This window comes from Marivita sp. (assembly GCF_022763305.1).
Taxonomy (GTDB): domain Bacteria; phylum Pseudomonadota; class Alphaproteobacteria; order Rhodobacterales; family Rhodobacteraceae; genus Marivita.
In genome coordinates this window covers 117621-137165 of sequence record NZ_JALEGT010000055.1, presented here as the reverse complement: position 1 = coordinate 137165, position 19545 = coordinate 117621, and the positions used below count along the sequence as shown (strand labels likewise).

Below are 19545 nucleotides of genomic sequence, written 5' to 3'. Positions count from 1 at the left end.
GTGCTCTGTAAGCGGAGGCTGTCATGGCCGCACTTGACGGATTGCCACCCCTGCGCGAGGTGATCGCGACCCATGGGCTGAGCGCGAAGAAAGCGCTGGGGCAGAACTTTCTTCTCGACCTGAACCTGACCGCCAAGATCGCGAGGCAGGCGGGCGACCTGAGCGGCACGGATGTGCTCGAGGTTGGCCCCGGCCCCGGCGGGCTGACGCGCGGGCTTCTGGCCGAAGGGGCGCGTAAGGTGCTGGCGGTCGAGAAGGATTCGCGCTGCCTGCCTGCCCTGGCCGAGATCGCGGCGGCCTATCCGGGCAGGCTCGAGGTGATCGAGGGGGATGCGCTCGAGGTGGATGCGTTGGCGCATCTGACGCCGCCCATCGCGATCTGTGCCAACCTGCCCTACAATGTCGGCACAGAATTGCTGGTGCGATGGCTGACTCCTGCGGTCTGGCCGCCGGTCTGGTCGAGCCTCACCCTGATGTTCCAGAAAGAGGTGGCACAGCGCATTGTCGCCAAGCCGGGTGACAAGGCGTATGGCCGTCTGGCCGTGCTGGCGCAATGGCGCTGCGATGCGCATATCGCGATGCACCTGCCGCCAGAGGCCTTCAGCCCGCCCCCCAAGGTGAGTTCCGCAGTCGTGCATCTGCGCGCCCTGCCCGCGCCGCGCTTCGAAGCGGATGCCAAAGTGCTGGAGCGGGTTGTGGCCGCTGGCTTCAACCAGCGGCGCAAGATGCTGCGGGCGTCGCTGAAAGGGCTGTCACCGGAGATCGAGGATCATCTGAACGCGGTGGGTATTCCCCCGACCGAGCGGGCTGAACGCGTGTCGCTGGAAGCGTTCTGCGCCCTCGCGCGGCAACTGGCCTGATCCAGACAGCAAAAAGCCGGGGCTGATCCCCGGCTTTCTTGTTATTCCGCTGCGTCCGGTGTGGCCGTTTCTGCCGGGGCGTCTTCGGCCTTGGGTTCCGGCTTCTTGCGCGGCTTGCGGGGCGCGCGCGGTTTCTTGGGTTTTTCCTCGGCCTTGGCTTCGGGCGTTTCGACCAGACCGCTGTCGTTGCTGTCATCGCTGGTGTCGATGACATCGGGCTGGGGCGAGTCCGCCGGATCGTTCGTCGCCTGCGCGCCGTCGTCCTGATCGCCACGTGCGGCGCGATCGGCGTCGCGCTGTGCCTGACGGTCGCGGTTTTCGCGTTCCTGCTGTTCGCGGCGCGCGTCCTGTTCGCGCTGAGCTTCGCTGAGCAGGCGCATGTAATGTTCGGCGTGCTGCTGGAAGTTCTCTGCATTCACCCGATCGTTGCTGAGCTGCGCATCGCGGGCAAGCTGGTTGTACTTGTCAATGATCTGTTGCGGCGTGCCGCGCACCTTGCCCTCGGGGCCGGAGCTGTCGAAGACACGGTTGACGACATTGCCGACGGAATTCGGACGGTTGCGGTTGTTCTTGTTCCGCGAACGTTTGTTTGAAGAACGCATGTGTTACTTATCAGCCTTCTGTCAGCTGTGTTTGCGATTGCTGTGTGCGCTTTGTGCGCGGGTCCTGTGCAATGGCATCCATGTTTGGGCTTACAATCGCGCGAGAGGGGTGCAAACCAGCCTCGACCGCTGCAATATATCCGAGTAACCACGTCCGACCCAAGCTTACAAGTAGAATTTGCGTCGAACTGTTCGGATTTTCGCCGTCAAGGGTCGGTTCGTGGCAGGTTTACGCCGGAAACGACCCGGTCCCTGTAATCTAGGTCGGTATGGACCATGACGGAATCAAGACCCGCGGCGCGAAAGAGGTCGGCCACTGCCGGGCCCTGCGTGGGGCCGATCTCGACGATCAGACGTCCCTGTGGGGTCAGATGCGGCACGGCCTCAGCGGCGATGGCGCGGTAGGCGTCAAGACCATCTGCCCCATCCGTCAGCGCCATGCGCGGCTCGAAGGCGAGCTCGGGTGCGAGATCGGGCATTTCATTCAGCGCGATATACGGGGGATTCGACACGACAAGATCGAATGTCGCATCGCTCGGCACAGCATTGAACCACGCCCCCTGCCGCCATGTCGCGCGGGTGTCGAGGCCCAGTCGGGCCGCATTGTCCTGCGCGACAGCCAGCGCATCGGGGCTGAGATCGGTGCCGGTGCCCTGCGCATCGGGGCGTTCCGCAAGCAGGGTCAGTAGGATGCAGCCCGATCCCGTTCCAAGGTCGAGAATGGATGAGAAATCCGCTGCAAGTGCCTGCTCTATCAGTGTTTCCGTCTCCGGCCGGGGATCGAGAACGGCCGCAGAGACCCGAAAATCGCGACCATAGAAGCTGCGGATGCCCGTCAGGTGCGACACCGGCTCGCGCGCGGCGCGGCGCGCGATCAGGGCATCGAAGCGCTCGGCCTCTACGTCGTTGATCAGGTCCGGCAGCACCAGCGTCAGCCGTCCCGCCGCGACCCCCAGAACATGCGCCAGAAGGCGGCGGGCGTCGCGGGCGGGGTCGTCGATCCCAGCCCCGCGCAATGTGGCGACAGCGCGGACCAAAGCCTCGGTGCCGGTCATGCCCCCATCTCGGCCAGCATCGTGGCCTGGGCATCGGCGGTCAGCGCGTCGATGATTTCGTCCAGATCACCCGCCATCACCGCATCCAGCTTGTAAAGCGTGAGGCCGATGCGATGATCCGTCAGACGGCCCTGCGGGAAGTTGTAGGTGCGGATACGTTCCGACCGGTCCCCGGAGCCCACCTGCGATTTGCGATTGGCCGAGCGTTCGGCATCGACCTTTTGCCGCTCCATATCGAAGAGGCGTGTGCGCAACACCTGCATCGCGATCTCGCGGTTGCGGTGCTGGGATTTCTCGGAACTGGTGACGACGATGCCACTGGGGATGTGGGTGATCCGCACCGCCGAATCGGTGGTGTTGACGTGCTGGCCGCCCGCGCCGGAGCTGCGCATGGTGTCGATGCGCAGATCGTTGGCGTTGATCTGAATGTCCACATCCTCGGCCTCGGGCAGGACGGCGACGGTCGCGGCGGAGGTGTGGATGCGGCCGCCGCTTTCGGTTTCGGGCACGCGCTGGACGCGGTGGACCCCGGATTCGAACTTGAGGCGGGCAAAGACATTGTCGCCCGTGATGTTGGCAACGACTTCCTTGATGCCGCCCAACTCGGTCGCCTGTTCCTCGATGATTTCGAACCGCCAGCCACGTGCTTCGGCATAGCGTTGATACATGCGCAGCAGGTCTCCGGCGAACAGGGCCGCCTCTTCGCCCCCGGTGCCGGGGCGGATCTCCAGCATGGCGGGGCGCGCATCGGCCTTGTCTTTCGGCAAAAGCGCCAGTTGCAGGGCGTGTTCCACCTCGGGCAGGCGCGCCTTGAGCGCGGGAAGTTCCTCCTGCGCCAGTTCCCGCATTTCGGGATCGGACAGCATCGCCTCGGCCTCGGCGATATCGGCCCGGACCTGTTTCCATTCGCTGATCTGGTCGACGACAGGGCGCAGATCGGAATATTCCCGACCAATGGCCGCGATGTCGCCCGACCCCTCGGCCATCTGGGCCTCAAGGTATTCGAAACGCGACAGGATCTGGTGCAGGCGGTCTTCGGGGATCATGCGGTTCTGTCGGGCATCCACGCGGTGTGGTCAAGGTCTATTGACCCAGCCGCTCCAACCAGCCGTCCACACGCGCCTTGTTCACCCCCATGTCGGACTGACCGAAGCGCAGGCGGGCGAAAAGCTCGAGCACGTCTTCGTTCTGCATCACAGTGGTGTAGTCGGGAAAGCCCATCCATTGCGACCGGGTGATGTAGGTGACCTTGCCCTCTTCCACGCTGCCCGCCAGCACTTCGGTGCGGGGGGTCGCGAGGATGATGCGGTCGAGTTGGGCAAAGGTGCCGTCCTCGGCCGGGATACGCCTGCGGACACCTCCGGCCAGATCCTGATCGGCCGTCACCTTGGGGTCGACATGCCAGACCGCCGGATCGGACGGAGCGAGCCGAATCCAGGCCAGTCCTCCCAAAACGATCAAGACCAGCGTCCAGAAAAACACTTTCACGACGTCCTTATCCTTGCCTCGATGGGACACATGCCCCTTGATCACCTGTACTGACATTCAGGCGCGGCGGGTCCACCCCCACAAAGACAGAATCTCTGTCGCGACATGGGCTCCCGCAATCGCCGTGGCCCCCGTAGTATCGAAAGGCGGGCTGACTTCAACCACATCCCCGCCCATCAGTTCGATCCCGGCGATATTTCGCAGGATGACCGCGATGTCCGCGCTGGACGGGCCACCCCAGACAGGCGTGCCGGTGCCGGGAGCGAAGGCCGGGTCGAGACAGTCGATGTCGAAGGTGAGGTATGTCGGATAATCCTTGAGAATCTCGCAGATTTGTTCTGCCACGGCCTCGGGTCCGATGCGGTGCATCTCGCGCGCGTCGATGATGTTGAAGCCGAGCGTGTCGGGTTTGTCGGTGCGGATGCCCACCTGAACCGAGCGCGTCGGGTCCACCAGACCCAGCTTGACCGCCTTGTAGAGGAACGTGCCGTGGTCGATCCGCTCCATGTCGTCATCGGCCCAGGTGTCGGTATGGGCATCGAACTGCAGCAAGCTCAGGGGCCCGTATTTCTCGGCATAGGCCTCGAGGATTGGCAGGGTGATGGAGTGATCGCCCCCCAGCGTGACCGTCGCCGTATCCTGCGCGAGAATGCCGGCGATGTGGTTTTTCAGCGTTTCGGGGAATTCGGACACTTTGGCATAGTCGAAGGCCAGATCGCCGTAATCGGCAATCGCGAAGTCTTCGAGCACGTTGTAATCCCAGCCATAGGGCTTGTCGTAAGGCTGCAGGCTCGACGCCTCGCGGATGGCGCGGGGGCCGAAGCGGGTGCCGGTGCGGTGGGTCACCGCCTGATCGAAGGGCACGCCGGTGATGGCGACGTCCACATCGGTCAGGTCCTTGGTGTAGCGGCGGCGCAGAAAGGACGTGGCCCCGGCGAAAGCGTTCTCGAAACTGGCGCCTTTCAGGTCGTCGCGGGTGAAGGCGTGGTCGATCTGGGTTTTCGCATCTTCAAGCGCCATGGCTCACACTCCGTGCCGGGTTTCGATCAGACGGGCAAAAAAGGACGCGCCGATGGTCGCCACCTCGTCGTTGAAATCGAAGGCCGGGTGGTGGCAGGACGGGCCAATCCCCTGCCCCAGAAACAGGAACGCGCCGGGTCGTGCTTCGAGCATGTAGGAAAAGTCCTCGGCGCCCATTTCCGCGCGCAGGTCGGTGATCGTCTTCGATGCGCCAACGACCTCTTCTGCGATGCGCCCGGCGAATTCAGCCTGCGCCGCGTGATTGACCGTCGCGGGGTAGTTGCGGACATAGTCCACCTCGACCGCAACACCGTAGCTGGCGGCCTGCCCTTCGGCGATCTCGGTGATGCGCCGTTTCACCATGTCGCGCAGATTGGGGTCAAAGCTGCGGACGGTGCCGGACATGCTTATGGTTTCGGGAATGATGTTGGTCGCGGTCCCGCCCGAAATCATCGTCAACGACACCACAAGCGGCAAGAGCGGGTCGGCATTGCGCGACACGATGGTCTGCAAGGCCTGCCCGATGGCCAAGGCGCAGGGCATGGGGTCCTTGCAGGAGGACGGATAGGCCCCGTGCCCCCCGACCCCGCGCACGGTGATGTGGAAGTCATCCACCGCCGCCATGATCGGGCCGGGCGTTGTGCGCAACTGGCCTTCCTCGGCAAAAGGGTCGGTGTGCAGAGCATAGACCTCTTCGATGCCGAACCGGTCCATGATGCCTTCCTCGACCATGATGCGGGCACCACCCACGGTTTCCTCGGCCGGCTGGAAGATCAGCGCGACGGTGCCTTTGAACCGGCGGGTCTCGGCCAGATACCGGGCCGCACCCAGCAGCATCGTCGTATGCCCGTCATGGCCGCAGGCGTGCATCTTGCCGGGGATGGTCGACGTCCAGTCCGCACCGGTCGTTTCCTCGATGGGCAGCGCGTCCATGTCCGCGCGCAGACCGGTGACGGGGCCCTCGCCCTGCCCGTGGATCAGCGCCACGACACCGGATTGCGCGATGCCGTCGTGGATTTCGTCCACCCCGAACTCCCGCAGCCGGTCGACCACGAAGGCTGCCGTCTGATGGCAATCGAGGCTCAGTTCGGGATGCATGTGCAGGTGCCGCCGCCATGTCTTCATGTCCTCGGCGTAATCGCCGATCCGGTTGATGATGGGCATGGGTGGACTCCCTCGCGCTGATGCCGCATCCCTGCATCAGAGCAGCATTTCACGGGGGCCGCAATGAGTGACGATCTGATCCATGACCCAAAGGGCGGGATGCCCCGGTTGCTCGAGATCATGCGCCGTCTGCGCGACCCCGAAACCGGTTGCCCCTGGGACATCGAACAGGATTTCGCGTCAATCGCCCCCTACACGATCGAAGAGGCGTACGAGGTTGCGGACGCCATCGAGCGCGCGGCGTGGGACGAATTGAAGGGTGAATTGGGCGATCTGCTGCTCCAGTCCGTCTATCACACGCAGATGGCCGAAGAGGCCGGGATGTTCAGCTTTGACGACGTGGCCAACGCGATTTCCGACAAGATGGTGGCGCGGCATCCGCATGTGTTCGGTGACGAGAGCCGAGACAAATCCGCCGAGCAGCAAGTGCAGGACTGGGAAAAGATCAAGGCGGCGGAACGCGCGGGCAAGAAGGAGACCGGCGTACTGGACGGGGTGGCCAAGGGGTTGCCCGCCTTGACGCGGGCTTTGAAACTGCAGAACCGCGCGGCGCGGGTCGGGTTCGACTGGCCGTCCACGGACGAGGTCCTCGACAAAATCGTCGAGGAAGCGCAGGAATTGCGCGAGGTGCAGGACGCGGATGAACAGTTCGAGGAGTTCGGCGATCTGCTGTTCGTGATGGTCAATCTAGGGCGCCACATGGGGCTTGATCCCGAGGCGGCCCTGCGCGCCGCCAATGCCAAGTTCACCCGCCGGTTCGAGAGCATCGAGGCGGCGTTGGCGGCAGAGGGGCGCACGCCGAAGGATAGCACCTTGGCCGAGATGGACGCGCTGTGGGATGCGGCCAAGGCGTTGGAGAAGGCGGAAAAGAAAAACGCGCCCTGATCGTAGAGCGCGTTCTTCGAAAATCAGAAAGGTCAGACGGTTACTGCGCGTCTTTGATGAACTTCACCGCATCGCCGAAGGTCTGGATGGTTTCGGCTGCGTCGTCCGGAATCTCGATGCCGAACTCTTCCTCGAAAGCCATGACCAGCTCGACGGTGTCGAGGCTGTCAGCGCCGAGATCGTCGATGAACGACGCGTTCTCAACCACTTTGTCCTCTTCGACACCAAGGTGCTCGACAACAATTTTCTTAACGCGATCTGCGACGTCGCTCATGTTTTCTTCCTCACAGTTTCGTCGGCGCGGAGGCCGGATTAGCCCGCGCCCGGGCGGAATTGATCTTGCCCTTGCGGGCGGCGGTTTGCGTCCCGGTCGAACGCCGAAGACCGTACTGGCCCGCGCGGTGCGGGACTGGTCCGGAACCAGCGCCGCTATAGCACATGGAATCGGGATGGCAAACGCTTTCAACACAAACGCGTGTGGGGAAAAACACATGGGATTTCAGGCATTTCTGCACCTGCACAATCCCCGTTTCCCCTGTGAAATCAGAGCATTGCCATGCCGCCATTCACATGCAGCGTGGTTCCGGTGACATAGGCCGCCTCGGGGCTGGCCAGATAAAGAACCGCTGCGGCGATCTCTGCGGGGGTGCCCATGCGACCCGAGGGAATCTGTCCGAGGATGGCGGATTTCTGATCGTCGGTCAGCTTGTCGGTCATGGCGGTTTCGATGAAACCGGGGGCGACGGCGTTGACGGTGATGCCGCGGCTGGCCACCTCGTAGGCCAATGACTTGGACATGCCGACCATGCCTGCCTTGGCGGCGGCATAGTTGCCCTGCCCCGGATTGCCGGTGGCGCCCACGACGGACGAGATGTTCACGATGCGGCCCCAGCGCGCTTTCATCATGCCGCGCAGCACGCCTTTGCAGAGCTTGAACGTGGCGGTCAGGTTCACGTCGATCACCGACTGCCATTCGTCATCTGACATGCGCATGAAGAGGTTGTCGCGGGTGATGCCGGCGTTGTTCACCAGGATGTCGACACCGCCCATCGCGTCCGCAGCCAGTTTCGGCAAAGCTGCGACCGCCTCGGGATCGCTCAGATTGCAGGGCAGGACATGGGCGCGGTCGCCCAGCTCCGCCGCCAGCGCCTCGAGCGGTTCGGTGCGGGTGCCGGACAAGCCGACGGTGGCCCCGGCGGCGTGCAGCGCGCGGGCAATCTCGCCGCCGATGCCGCCCGATGCGCCGGTGATCAGCGCGGTTTTGCCTGTCAGATCGAACATGTCGTGGTCCTTTTCATCTTGTCTTAACCTCGGGTGGTCAGAATCTTCGTACGAAGATTCTGGGCCCCGCCCATAAAATTCTGGAGGCTGTCAGGCGGGTTGCGTGGCTGCCTGCACATCGCCAGCCGTACCCACCGCGCGGGTGGCCACCGATTTCTCGATCCGCCGCACCATCCCGATCAGGGCCTTGCCCGCACCGATTTCCCAGAAATCGTCCACGCCCTGCGCGACCATCCAGCTCACGGACTCGCGCCAGCGCACCGCGCCGGTGATCTGGTCCACCAGAAGCGCGCGAATGGTTTCCGGATCGCTCACCGCCTCCGCGCGCACATTTGCCACAACCGGCACCACCGGCGTGTTGATCGTCACACGGCCCAGCGCGTCGGCCATCGCCTCGGCCGCCGGAGCCATCAGCGCACAGTGGAACGGGGCGCTGACGGGCAGCAGGACCGCGCGTTTTGCCCCGGCCTCTTTCGCCAAATCCACCGCGCGTTCCACGGCGGCCTTGTGGCCCGAGACCACAACCTGCCCCGGATCGTTGTCATTGGCCGCCGCACAGACCTCACCTTGTGCGGCCGCCTCGGCTACCCGGCGCACATCTTCGAGGCCGAGCCCAAGCACCGCTGCCATTGCGCCAACACCCACCGGAACCGCGTCCTGCATCGCGGTGCCGCGTGCGCGCAACAGCCGCGCCGCGTCGCTGACCGAAAGGGCACCTGCCGCTGTAAGTGCCGAATACTCGCCCAACGAATGCCCGGCGACATAGGCGCCAGAGGTGATTGCCACACCTTCGGCATCCAGCGCCCGAACAGCGGCAAGAGAGGTCGCCATCAAGGCGGGCTGCGCATTGGCGGTCAGGGTCAGGGTCTCGATGTCTCCCTCCCAGATCAGCGCGCTCAGCTTTTCGCCAAGGGCGTCGTCCACTTCTTCGAAAACCGCCCGCGCGCTTGGATACGCCTCGGCGAGATCCTTGCCCATGCCAATGGTTTGCGCCCCCTGTCCGGGAAAAAGAAAAGCTCGGCTCACGGCACCCCTCCTTTTGTGTTGTCCCTGCCCTTACAATCCCGGCCGCAGCGACGCAACGCTGCTGCACTCTTTGTGTGCATTGGCGAAGATTGCACAGCGCGCCCGGTGCAGTAGCTGTGATGCATCGCAGACCGCCGGAGACATCCCATGCCCGCTTCGAACACCCCCGCCCAATACGGTGCCGTTGCCAAGACCTTCCACTGGCTGACCGCCCTCGGGATTCTCGCGGTGATCCCGCTGGGGATCATTGCCAACGACATGCCCTACGACACGGCCGCGCAGCTGGCCGACAAGGCGTGGTTCTTTTCGCTGCACAAGACCGTGGGGGTCACGCTCTTCTTCGTGGCGATTGCGCGCATCCTGTGGGCGATCAGCCAGCCGAAACCGGCGCCGCTTCATCCCGACCGCAAGACCGAAACCCTGCTGGCCGAGATCGTGCACTGGCTTCTTTATGGCTCGCTCGTACTGGTGCCGCTGTCGGGATGGGTGCATCACGCCGCCACCGAGGGTTTTGCCCCGATCTGGTGGCCGTTCGGACAGAACCTGCCTCTGGTGCCCGAAAACCTGGCCCTGTCCGAGACTGCAGCAGGCCTGCATCTCGTGTTCGAGCGAGTGTTGGTGATCTCGCTGGTCCTGCATGTCGCAGGGGCGATGAAACACGCGATCCTTGATAAGGATGGCACGCTGGCGCGGATGTGGCCGGGGGGCGGCACTCCGACCCAGGCGACCCCAAGAGACCGGGCCACCCTCCTGCCCCCCGTGCTGGCGACATTGGTCTGGGCAAGCGCGATCGGGCTGGGTGGCGCGCTGGGGCTCTATCACACCGACAGCGCCGAGGCGGCGCAGGCGCCTGCGCTGGCCGAGGTCGAAAGCGACTGGGATGTGCGCGAGGGCACTTTGGGCCTGTCCATTCGCCAGATGGGCGCCGAGGTTTCGGGCACGTTCGCCGACTGGACCGCGGACATCACTTTCGACGAGAGCGTGACAGAGGGCAATGCAGGCTCGGTCACGGTTGAGATCGGCATCGCCTCCCTGACGCTCGGGTCCGTCACGCAGCAGGCCCTGACCGACGATTTCCTCGCGGCAAACGCTTTTCCGACCGCACGGTTTACAGCGGATATCCGTGCCACGGACGCGGGATATGTCGCGGATGGCACGCTCAGCCTGCGTGGGTTCGAACAGCCAGTCAGCCTGCCCTTCGATCTGACCCTCGACGGTGACACGGCGCAGATGTCCGGCTCAACCACTCTGGACCGCCGCGCCTTCGAGATTGGACAGGGCATGACCGATGAAAGCCAGCTTGGCTTCGAGGTCCGCGTCACGGTTGCCCTGACGGCAGAACGGCAGGCCACAGCAAACACGAACTGAACCGTCGTCACCGTAGCGCAACAAAAAACCCCGGACACATCGTCCGGGGTTTTTCGGTTTCAAGAGACAGCCAACCGATCAGGAGTCGGTGTCAGTCGCCTGCATTGCTTCGATGGAGATGTGCACCTTGACCTCGTCACTGACGAAGGGCGCGAACATGCCCAGTTCGAACTCGCTGCGCACCAGAGTTGTCGTGGCGTCGAACCCGGCCCAGGGCTTGCCCTCCATCGGGTGATCGCCCGCCTGGTTCAGCGTTGCCGCCAATGTCACCGGTTTGGTGATGCCGTTCAGGGTCAGGTCACCGGTGATGTTCGCGGTGGTCTCACCGGTCACTTCGATCGCGGTCGATGTGAAGGTGACCATCTCATCCTCACCCGCTCCGAAAAAATCAGCGGACATGAAGTGCTCGAACCGGCCTTCCCATCCCGTGAACATGGAGCGCACCGGGAACGACACGCTGACCGAGGAATTCGCCGGGTCTTCCTGATCGAACTGGATGTCGCCACCGAAGCCCGAGAACATGCCCCAGGTCGTGGAATAGCCAAGATGGTTGTAGGAGAAGAGGATCTGGCTGTGGCTGTTGTCCAGCGTATAGGCCACCGGTTCGGCCTGCGCGGCCAGCGGCAGGGCGACGAGCGCTGCAGCAAGAAGGGTCTGTTTCATGTGTCTGTCCTGTAAGGCGTTTCGATGCCTCACAAGTTGCCGTTGACGCGGGCAGCGGCAATTCTTCGAAACTCAACAGATCCTGTGTCCGGATGAACAGTCAACGCCCGAGAAAGCAGAGACCCGCCAAGCCCATCACGATCACCGAGAGCCCCAACCCCATGATCCGGGCTTCGGGAAGTGCCCCCTGAACCGCGACCCAAATCCCCGGAACGGCGATCACGCAGGCAAATCCGCAGATCCGTTTCACCAGCTTTCCGACCGAGCCGTTGCCGCGCACGTAGTTTTCGTCGTAGTGGACCATGATGTTTCTCCCCGGCCGCAGGTCGTTCGGCCGACTTACCGTTTACACTCAGGAAACACTGTGTTGCCCAAATGGGTCGAATTCACGGCAAGGGTCGGACGCTCCTTGGGCATCTTGCTGGCGCGCGTGTGACGCCCGGGCGCAGGGGATCGGCGCGGCTTGATCTTGGCACCGATCCGTGTATACGAAGCGCTCCTTTCGCAAGACGATCATGACCGCGCAGACTCTCGTGGACAGGGGCGGAAGGGTGAAACGCCTGTCCTATGAAATGCGCCAGAACAGAAACGGAGTGCACATGCCGCTTTACGAGCATGTTTTTATCTCGCGTCAGGACTTGTCCAACGCGCAGGCTGAAGGCCTCATCGAACATTTCGGCACAGTTCTTTCGGACAACGGCGGCAAGCTCGTTGATCACGAATACTGGGGCGTCAAGACGATGGCCTACAAGATCAACAAGAACCGCAAGGGCCATTATGCCTTTCTGCGCACCGACGCGCCGTCGGAAGCCGTGCAGGAAATGGAGCGCCTGATGCGTCTGCATGACGACGTGATGCGCGTCCTGACCATCAAGGTCGACGCCCACGAAGACGGCCCCTCGGTCCAGATGCAGAAGCGTGACGACCGCGGTGATCGTGGTGACCGCGGCGACCGTGGCGAACGCCGCGAACGTCGCAATTGATCGCCTGAAGAAAGGACGCTAATCCATGGCTACGAAACCATTTTTCCGCCGTCGCAAGGTGTGCCCCTTCTCGGGCGACAACGCACCCAAGATCGACTACAAAGACACCAAGCTGCTGCAGCGCTACATCTCTGAGCGTGGCAAGATCGTGCCGTCGCGCATCACAGCCGTGTCCGCCAAGAAACAGCGCGAGCTGGCCCGTGCGATCAAGCGCGCCCGCTTCCTCGCCCTCCTGCCCTACGCAGTGAAGTAAGGAGAGACTGACATGCAAGTTATCCTTCTGGAACGCGTCGCCAAGCTTGGCCAGATGGGCGATGTCGTCGACGTCAAGCCCGGCTTCGCACGCAACTACCTGCTGCTGCAGGGCAAGGCGCTGACCGCCTCGAAAGAGAACATCGCGTCGTTCGAAAACCAGAAAGCCCAGCTCGAAGCACAGAACCTGGAAACCAAGAAAGAGGCCGAAGCGATGGCCGACCGTCTTGGTGGTCAGCAGTTCGTGGTGATTCGTCAGGCGTCGGACGGCGGCAACCTCTACGGCTCCGTCACCACCCGTGACGCCGCAGATGTGGCAACCGCCGAAGGCTTCACCCTTGACCGCAAGCAGATCATCATCCGCAAGCCGATCAAGGTACTGGGTCTGCACGAGGTCGAAGTGCACCTGCACCCCGAGGTGATGGTCACCATCAGCCTCAACGTCGCGCGTTCGCCCGAAGAGGCCGAACTGCAGGCGTCCGGCAAGTCCATTCAGGAACTGGCAGCCGAAGAAGAAGCACAGGCCGAATTCGAGATTTCGGAACTCTTCGACGACATCGGCGGCGCAGCCTCGGATGACGACGACGCACCGGCGGCCCCTGCGGCCGAGGAAAAGTCGGAAGACTGATCCATCCGATCAACGATCCCGGAAAGGCCCCGCCCCCTCGGCGGGGCTTTTTTCGTTCTGTACCACCCCCGGATCACGACCCGCCTTTCGGATCATCACAGAGAGACCTCGGTCATGGCTTGCCAATGTGCCAATGACCTGCTGTCCTGCCAAGATGTCGATCACCCTCGCCCGCATCCATGTCTCGGCCTATCGCGTGCCGATAGCGTCACCGGTCGCCACGTCCTTTGGCGTCATGCAGAACCGCCCTGCTGTCTTTGTGCGACTGGAAGACAGCGACGGTGCCTTCGGCTGGGGCGAGATTTTCGCCAACTGGCCCGCCGCCGGGGCGGAACACCGCGCCCGGCTGCTGGTCGAGGACATGGCAGATCTGCTGCTGGGACAGCGTTTCGACAGCGCACAAGACCTCTTCACCCAACTCACCGACAAGACCCATATCCGCGCCCTGCAATGTGACGAATGGGGGCCGTTCCGGCAGGTGATCGCGGGCCTCGACACCGCCATGACCGATCTCGAAGCGCGCCGCGCCGGGCTGCCCGTGGCGCGGTTTCTCAACCCGAACGCCGTGCAGACCGTGCCGTGCTACGCCAGCGGCATCGCGATTGCGCAGGCCACGGACCAAGTGGCTGAAAGCCGTTCGCTCGGGTTTTCGGCCTTCAAGGTCAAGGTCGGCTTCGATCACGACCGGGACAGGACGCTGTTGCGCGCCTTGGGCCAAAGCCTTGGCACCGGCGAAACCCTCTGCGCTGACGCCAATCAGGCGTGGACCCTGCCCGAGGCCGAACGCTTTGTCGCTGCCTGCCGTGGTCTGCCCCTCGGCTGGCTCGAGGAACCCCTGCCCGCCGACGCACCGCTGACCCATTGGCAGGCCCTTGCCGCGCAATGCCCGATCCCGCTGGCCGGAGGCGAAAACATCACCGGAACCGGCGGTTTTGCCGATGCCATCGCGACGGGCGTTTTCGGCGTGCTGCAACCCGACATCGCCAAATGGGGCGGCTTCAGCGGCTGCTGGCCCGTGGCACAGGCGATCGGAAGCGCCGGGTTGCGCTACTGCCCTCACTTCCTTGGCGGCGGTATCGGCCTTGTCGCCTCGGCACATCTTCTGGCGGCGGCCGGGGGCGACGGACTTCTGGAAGTCGACGTGAACCCCAATCCGCTGCGCGATGCGTTCGACCCATGGCAGGGGGCCGCGACACGCGGCACGCTGACCCTCCCCGACGCGCCCGGCCTGAACATCACCGACCTGCCCGACGAGATCGCACATTTCGTCAGCTATTCCCGCGATCTGCACATCTGATGCACAGCCCGCCCCGCGCGTCCCTGGCAGGTTCATGCCACTGCCACGAAACCGCTACCCGGTTGTGAGGTTTCCGGCCTAACCTGCTCCCAGACGCACAGATCAGGGGGACACGATCATGGCTCTTCATCTCAACCGACGTGGATTTCTGGCCGGCACCGCCGGCTTTCTGGCACTGCATCCGTTCTCGGTGCGCGCCATGTCCAACCAGGCGCATCTGCGCATCATGGAAACGACCGACCTGCATGTGCATGTCTACCCGTATGATTACTACGGCGACCGCCCGACCGACACCGTCGGCCTGAGCCGCGTTGCCACGATCATCCAGAACATCCGCAGCGAGGCGATGAATTCGATCCTGCTCGACAATGGCGACTTCCTGCAGGGCAACCCGATGGGCGACTACATCGCCTATGAGCGCGGCATGAAAGAGGGCGACATGCACCCGATCATCACCGCGATGAACACGCTGGGCTTTGACGGCTCCACCTTGGGCAATCACGAATTCAACTACGGCCTCGATTTCCTGATGAAGGCGCTGGCGGGCGCGGACTTCCCTGTCGTCTCGGCCAACGTGGTCAAGACAGCCGGCGCCACCCCGCGCGAGGACACGACGCTGGTGCCGCCTTACGTCATCCTCGACCGCGAGATCACGGATGGCGCGGGCAAGACACATCCGATCCGCATCGGCCTGATCGGCTTTGTGCCGCCGCAGATCATGACATGGGATCGCCGTCACCTCGAAGGAAACGTCACCGCCCGCGACATTCTCGAAGCGGCGCGCGCCTATGTGCCCCAGATCCGCGAACAGGGGGCGGACATCGTGATCGCGCTCTCGCATTCCGGCATCGGCGCGCCCGAGGCCGAGGACATGATGGAAAACGCCTCCATTCCGCTGGCCGGGGTCGAGGGCATCGACGTGATCCTCACCGGCCACTCGCACCTCGTCTTCCCCTCGTCCACCTATGAGGGTCTACCGGGTCTCGACAGCGCCAAAGGCACGATCATGGGCAAGCCGGGCGTGATGGCGGGTTTCTGGGGCAGCCATATGGGGCTGGTCGATCTGATGCTCGAACGCGATGGCGATGGCTGGCGCGTGCTCAGCCACCAGTCCGAGGCGCGGCCCATTTCACAGCGCAACGAAGACCGGTCGATTACTGCTCTGGTCGAAGATTATCAGCCAGTGCTGGATGCCACGATGGCGGATCACGAGGAAACACTGGCCTATGTCCGCCGCGCCGTGGGCAAGACAGCCGCCCCTCTGCACAGCTATTTCGCACTGGTGGCCGATGATCCCTCGGTCCAGATCGTGTCCAACGCGCAGACCTGGTACATCGCACAGATGATGCAGGGCACGCCGCATGAGGGCCTGCCGATCCTGTCAGCCGCGGCCCCGTTCAAGGCCGGCGGTCGTGGCGGGCCGGAATACTACACCGATGTCCCGGTGGGCGATGTGGCGATCAAGAACGTGGCCGACCTTTACCTCTACCCCAACACGGTGCGCGCGGTGCGGGTGACGGGCGCGCAGGTCAAGGACTGGCTCGAACGGTCTGCGGGCATGTTCAATCAGGTGGCGCCGGGATCAACGGATGCGCCGCTGCTGAACCCCGACTTCCCCAGCTACAATTTCGACGTGATCGACGGGGTCAGCTACCAGATCGACCTCAGCCAGCCGTCGAAATTCGACCGCGACGGAGCGGTGATCAACCCGGACGCCAACCGCATCGTGAACCTGACCCATGACGGCGCGCCCATCGACCCGGCGGCGGAATTCATCATCGCCACCAACAATTACCGCGCAGGCGGCGGTGGCAGCTTCCCCGGTACCGGCGACACCATCGTCTTCGAAGGCCCCGACACCAACCGCGACGTGATCGTGCGCTATATCGTGGACCAGGGGACCATCGACCCCAAGGCCGATTTCAACTGGCGGTTCGCGCCAATGGAAAACACCAGCGTGATCTTCGAGACCGGCCCCGCCGGTGCGAAATACGCAGGCACTCTCGAAGGCATCTCGCTCGAAGAGGCAGGCACAAACGCCGATGGTTTTGCGCTCTTCCGCATGACGCTCTGAGACGTCCAGGCTTCTCTGGTTCACAAATACTTCGGGGGAGTCCGCCGCAGGCGGACGGGGGCAGCGCCCCCACCCCGGTCGGAGCGGCGCAGCCGATCCGATCCTGAAAAAGAAAAGGCCGCCCCGAAAGGCGGCCTTTGCACGTCTGACCCCGAAAGGTCTTATTCGTCGTCAAGCGCCTCGACGGCCTTTTCCAGCTCGTCCTTGGAGATCTCTTTCTCGGTCACGGTTGCCTGCTCGGCCACGTGATCGACAACCTTGTCTTCAAAGATCGGCGCGCGCAGTTGCTGCTGCATCTGCTGGTTCTGGCGCACGAAATCAAAGAACGCACGTTCCTGACCCGGATACTGACGCGCCTGGTTCATGATCGCCTGCGTCATCTCGGCATCGGTGACGCTGACCTCTGCCTTCTGGCCCAGTTCGGCCAGCAGGAGACCCAGCTTCACGCGGCGCTCGGCCAGCTTGGTGTGCTCTTCGGTCGGCGTGATCTCGGGGTGATCATGGCCATGCACGTCCGGGTTCTCCTCGTGCCAGAGCTGATGCGCGATCTGCTTGGCCTCGGCATCGACAAGCGACGGCGGCAGATCGACCTTCACCTTCTCGTCGAGCTGATCCAGCAGCGCGCGCTTCATCACCTGACGGGCCGCGCCGGCATATTCGACTTCCAGACGCTCGGCGATCTGCGCCTTCAGCGCGGCAAGGTCTTCGGCTCCGAATTTCTTGGCCAGCTCGTCGTCGATCTCGGCCGCAACCGGTTCCTTGACGGCCTTGACGGTGCATTCGAAGACCGCCGCCTTGCCGGCCAGGTTCTCTGCGCCGTATTCCTCGGGGAAGTTCACTTCGACATTCTTCTCGTCACCGGCCTTCACACCGACCAGCTGCTCTTCGAAGCCGGGGATGAACGAACCGGAGCCCAGCACAAGCGGGTAATCCTCGGCCGAGCCGCCGTCGAAGGCTTCGCCATCGATCTTGCCGACGAAGTCGATCACGACCTGATCGCCATCCTTGGATTTGCTGCCCTTCTTGCGATCCTTGAAGTCCTGCGCGGTCTCGGCGAGATTCTTGAGAGCCTCGTCCACCTCGGCGTCGCCCGCCTTGACCACCAGCTTTTCGAGCGTGAGGGACGAGAGGTCGACCTCGGGCATCTCGGGCAGCTTTTCATAGGACATGGAGACTTCGATATCGTCGCCTTCCTTCCAGTCCTCGTTGGTCATCTTGACCTCGGGCTGAAGCGCCGGGCGATCGCCGGACTCCTCGAAATGCTTGGCCATCGCGCCGTCGATGGTTTCCTGCATCGCTTCGCCCAACAGGCGCTGACCGAACTGCTTTTTGAGAAGCGGCATCGGCACTTTGCCTTTGCGGAAGCCCTTCATTTCGATCTCGGGCTGCGCTTCTTTCAGCTTTTCGTTGACTTTTGCGTCCAGTTCGTCCGCCGAAACGGTGATCGAATAGCCGCGCTTGAGGCCCTCGTTGAGGGTTTCTGTGACCTGCATGTCGTCCTTATCCATTGCATAGGGGCCGCGGAGGCGTCCGCGGCGGTCAAAATCCACCGCCTCTTAGAGGCGCCATTGCTGTGGCGCAAGCGGGAAATGTGGCTCTGTCTCGGGCCGAAACGGCGCACCGTCGCTGACAGGAACCTTGCCCGAACCACCAACCCGCCGTAAGCTCTGTGGTGTTGTTTGAAATATTATTGGCAGGCCATGCAGTCCGCCGCAGTCCGTTTGACCGCAAGGATGTCGCGAGGCTCCGTGACTTGCCAGCCCTATTGGAAAGGCTGTGAGCATGTCCAGAATGGCTGCCGGCACGTATGACCATACGAAACCCGTGCAAGGTCAGATGATTGCACCGACCCTGCGCACCCATGCCCCCGATGCCGACCGCGTGATGCGACGCCAGGACCAGCTGGCCTTCGCGTACACCGCGTGGTGGTTTCATGTCTTCATCCTGGTGCGACGGTCCAATCCAGCCTCGATTCGCTTTATCGGACGAACGGGTTTCATTCCCAAAGGTCCGGACACCAAGGCAAAGACGGCACAGAATAATGTCGCGATCGAAGGGACACGCTGGGTGTCGAAGGTGGCGGGTCTGGTCTGCAATCCCACGGCGGCGGCCATGCGCCTCGCCTATGCGACCCCCAAGAAATACGCCTCCGCCATGAAGGAATGGACGAAATTCGTGGCCTCGGGACGTCATTGCGACGATCTCGAATGGGAGGACGCTTCGACCCCTTCCCGGTTCTATCTGCCCATGGGACAACCGTTCTTCACCGACACCCGCCCGGGATCAAAACGGTACGGCGCCCTGATGAAAGACACAGGTCGCGGCGTACTGCACGCCTCCTACATTCACGGGGATTATGACCTCTTCGCAGTGGTGCCCGCCGACAATCCAGGCGTCAACATCGTTGTGTCGGAACAGCACGCCAGCAGCCCGTGGTCGCATCTGCATCGGGCCGGCAAGTCACCGGCCGCCACAAACGACGCCGACAAGACCGACGCTCAGAAAAGAGAGGAAATCCCGAATTTCCGAGGTCAGAAGTTCATCGACGTTCAAAACATGCTCAACCGCCGCATGGGGGTCAACATGGTTCTGCATGGAAGTCAGGAGAAAGCGGTGAATTCCTTCGATGAAGAGGTCGACGTGTTCATGCCCAATGGCATGGACAGCTTTTCCCTTCTGACCGAGGCAGCGCTCCGGTCGTTCTACGACACCGTGCTGCGCGGGCGGAAGCTGCACAATTTCATGGCCGGAGACGCGTCCGAAGCACGACAGGAACATTTCGGTCTGTGGCAGAGCGTCGGTGCCGCCAACGGGCCCGGACTGATCCATATCAGCCCGCGTGACATCGTGGGAGCCAACTTCGCGCACATCGCGCGCTAGGGCACAGTAGTAGGACCGG

Annotated in this window: 21 protein-coding genes; 9 read left to right on the top strand and 12 right to left on the bottom strand. The window is 63.2% G+C overall.

Going from position 1 to position 19545, the window contains the following annotated elements:
* Nucleotides 1-23 precede the first annotated feature (23 nt).
* Nucleotides 24-860 carry a 16S rRNA (adenine(1518)-N(6)/adenine(1519)-N(6))-dimethyltransferase RsmA gene (gene rsmA / locus MRY75_RS11335; RefSeq protein ID WP_292307843.1) on the top strand — a complete coding sequence of 279 codons (837 nt, stop codon included), beginning with the start codon at nt 24-26 and terminating at the stop codon, nt 858-860.
* 41 nt (nt 861-901) lie between these two features.
* Here rsmA and MRY75_RS11330 read toward each other — a convergent pair whose 3' ends face one another.
* From MRY75_RS11330 to MRY75_RS11305, 6 genes are all read right to left on the bottom strand, one after another.
* Complete coding sequence (locus tag MRY75_RS11330) at nt 902-1462, bottom strand: DUF4167 domain-containing protein (RefSeq protein ID WP_292307841.1); 561 nt, start codon at nt 1460-1462, stop codon at nt 902-904.
* Between the two features lie 206 nt (nt 1463-1668).
* Nucleotides 1669-2517, bottom strand: coding sequence for a peptide chain release factor N(5)-glutamine methyltransferase (prmC, locus tag MRY75_RS11325; protein WP_292307839.1), 849 nt, complete (start codon nt 2515-2517; stop codon nt 1669-1671).
* Nucleotides 2514-3563, bottom strand: a complete 1050-nt coding sequence (gene prfA / locus MRY75_RS11320) for a peptide chain release factor 1 (RefSeq protein ID WP_292307837.1) — start codon at nt 3561-3563, stop codon at nt 2514-2516. Before prfA ends, prmC begins: the two co-directional genes overlap by 4 nt.
* Before the next feature lie 37 nt (nt 3564-3600).
* Nucleotides 3601-4005: a DUF1499 domain-containing protein gene (locus tag MRY75_RS11315; RefSeq protein ID WP_292307836.1), complete on the bottom strand. Its 405-nt coding sequence runs from the start codon at nt 4003-4005 to the stop codon at nt 3601-3603.
* Nucleotides 4006-4062: 57 nt separating this feature from the next.
* Nucleotides 4063-5025, bottom strand: coding sequence for an agmatinase (speB, locus tag MRY75_RS11310; RefSeq protein WP_292307834.1), 963 nt, complete (start codon nt 5023-5025; stop codon nt 4063-4065).
* 3 nt (nt 5026-5028) lie between these two features.
* On the bottom strand, nt 5029-6189 hold the full coding sequence (locus tag MRY75_RS11305) for a M20 aminoacylase family protein (protein ID WP_292307832.1): 1161 nt from the start codon (nt 6187-6189) through the stop codon (nt 5029-5031).
* 63 nt (nt 6190-6252) lie between these two features.
* Between MRY75_RS11305 and mazG the strand changes: the two genes are divergently transcribed.
* A complete protein-coding gene (mazG, locus tag MRY75_RS11300) occupies nt 6253-7074 on the top strand; it encodes a nucleoside triphosphate pyrophosphohydrolase (RefSeq protein ID WP_292307830.1) in 822 nt (273 codons plus the stop codon).
* 40 nt (nt 7075-7114) lie between these two features.
* On the opposite strand, the gene MRY75_RS11295 is transcribed toward mazG, so the two are convergent.
* The 3 genes from MRY75_RS11295 to fabD all read right to left on the bottom strand — a co-directional run bounded on the left by MRY75_RS11295 (nt 7115) and on the right by fabD (nt 9381).
* Complete coding sequence (locus tag MRY75_RS11295; protein ID WP_072778752.1) at nt 7115-7348, bottom strand: acyl carrier protein; 234 nt, start codon at nt 7346-7348, stop codon at nt 7115-7117.
* A gap of 269 nt (nt 7349-7617) precedes the next feature.
* Nucleotides 7618-8355: a 3-oxoacyl-ACP reductase FabG gene (fabG, locus tag MRY75_RS11290; RefSeq protein ID WP_292307828.1), complete on the bottom strand. Its 738-nt coding sequence runs from the start codon at nt 8353-8355 to the stop codon at nt 7618-7620.
* A gap of 90 nt (nt 8356-8445) precedes the next feature.
* Nucleotides 8446-9381, bottom strand: a complete 936-nt coding sequence (gene fabD / locus MRY75_RS11285; RefSeq protein WP_292307826.1) for an ACP S-malonyltransferase — start codon at nt 9379-9381, stop codon at nt 8446-8448.
* A gap of 147 nt (nt 9382-9528) precedes the next feature.
* On the opposite strand from fabD, the gene MRY75_RS11280 reads away from it, so the two are divergent.
* Nucleotides 9529-10749, top strand: coding sequence for a cytochrome b/b6 domain-containing protein (locus MRY75_RS11280; protein ID WP_292307824.1), 1221 nt, complete (start codon nt 9529-9531; stop codon nt 10747-10749).
* A gap of 78 nt (nt 10750-10827) precedes the next feature.
* Here the strand turns inward: MRY75_RS11280 and MRY75_RS11275 are convergent, their stop codons facing one another.
* Both MRY75_RS11275 and MRY75_RS11270 read right to left on the bottom strand, forming a co-directional pair.
* Nucleotides 10828-11412, bottom strand: a complete 585-nt coding sequence (locus MRY75_RS11275; protein ID WP_292307822.1) for a YceI family protein — start codon at nt 11410-11412, stop codon at nt 10828-10830.
* 100 nt (nt 11413-11512) lie between these two features.
* Nucleotides 11513-11716, bottom strand: a complete 204-nt coding sequence (locus MRY75_RS11270; RefSeq protein WP_292307820.1) for a hypothetical protein — start codon at nt 11714-11716, stop codon at nt 11513-11515.
* 295 nt (nt 11717-12011) lie between these two features.
* On the opposite strand from MRY75_RS11270, the gene rpsF reads away from it, so the two are divergent.
* The 5 genes from rpsF to MRY75_RS11245 all read left to right on the top strand — a co-directional run bounded on the left by rpsF (nt 12012) and on the right by MRY75_RS11245 (nt 16646).
* Nucleotides 12012-12395, top strand: a complete 384-nt coding sequence (rpsF, locus tag MRY75_RS11265; protein ID WP_292307819.1) for a 30S ribosomal protein S6 — start codon at nt 12012-12014, stop codon at nt 12393-12395.
* Nucleotides 12396-12420: 25 nt separating this feature from the next.
* Nucleotides 12421-12648, top strand: coding sequence for a 30S ribosomal protein S18 (gene rpsR / locus MRY75_RS11260; protein ID WP_026756163.1), 228 nt, complete (start codon nt 12421-12423; stop codon nt 12646-12648).
* Between the two features lie 12 nt (nt 12649-12660).
* The gene (gene rplI / locus MRY75_RS11255; RefSeq protein ID WP_292307817.1) at nt 12661-13275 is read left to right on the top strand and encodes a 50S ribosomal protein L9; all 615 of its coding nucleotides are present in this window, start codon (nt 12661-12663) and stop codon (nt 13273-13275) included.
* A 154-nt stretch (nt 13276-13429) separates the two neighbouring features.
* The gene (locus MRY75_RS11250) at nt 13430-14572 is read left to right on the top strand and encodes a mandelate racemase/muconate lactonizing enzyme family protein (RefSeq protein WP_292307815.1); all 1143 of its coding nucleotides are present in this window, start codon (nt 13430-13432) and stop codon (nt 14570-14572) included.
* Between the two features lie 118 nt (nt 14573-14690).
* A complete protein-coding gene (locus MRY75_RS11245) occupies nt 14691-16646 on the top strand; it encodes a bifunctional 2',3'-cyclic-nucleotide 2'-phosphodiesterase/3'-nucleotidase (protein ID WP_292307813.1) in 1956 nt (651 codons plus the stop codon).
* Nucleotides 16647-16807: 161 nt separating this feature from the next.
* On the opposite strand, the gene tig is transcribed toward MRY75_RS11245, so the two are convergent.
* Nucleotides 16808-18139: a trigger factor gene (gene tig, locus MRY75_RS11240; RefSeq protein WP_292307959.1), complete on the bottom strand. Its 1332-nt coding sequence runs from the start codon at nt 18137-18139 to the stop codon at nt 16808-16810.
* A 289-nt stretch (nt 18140-18428) separates the two neighbouring features.
* Between tig and MRY75_RS11235 the strand changes: the two genes are divergently transcribed.
* Nucleotides 18429-19526 (top strand): hypothetical protein, encoded by a 1098-nt coding sequence (locus tag MRY75_RS11235; RefSeq protein ID WP_292307811.1) that lies wholly within the window; start codon nt 18429-18431, stop codon nt 19524-19526.
* Nucleotides 19527-19545: the final 19 nt, after the last annotated feature.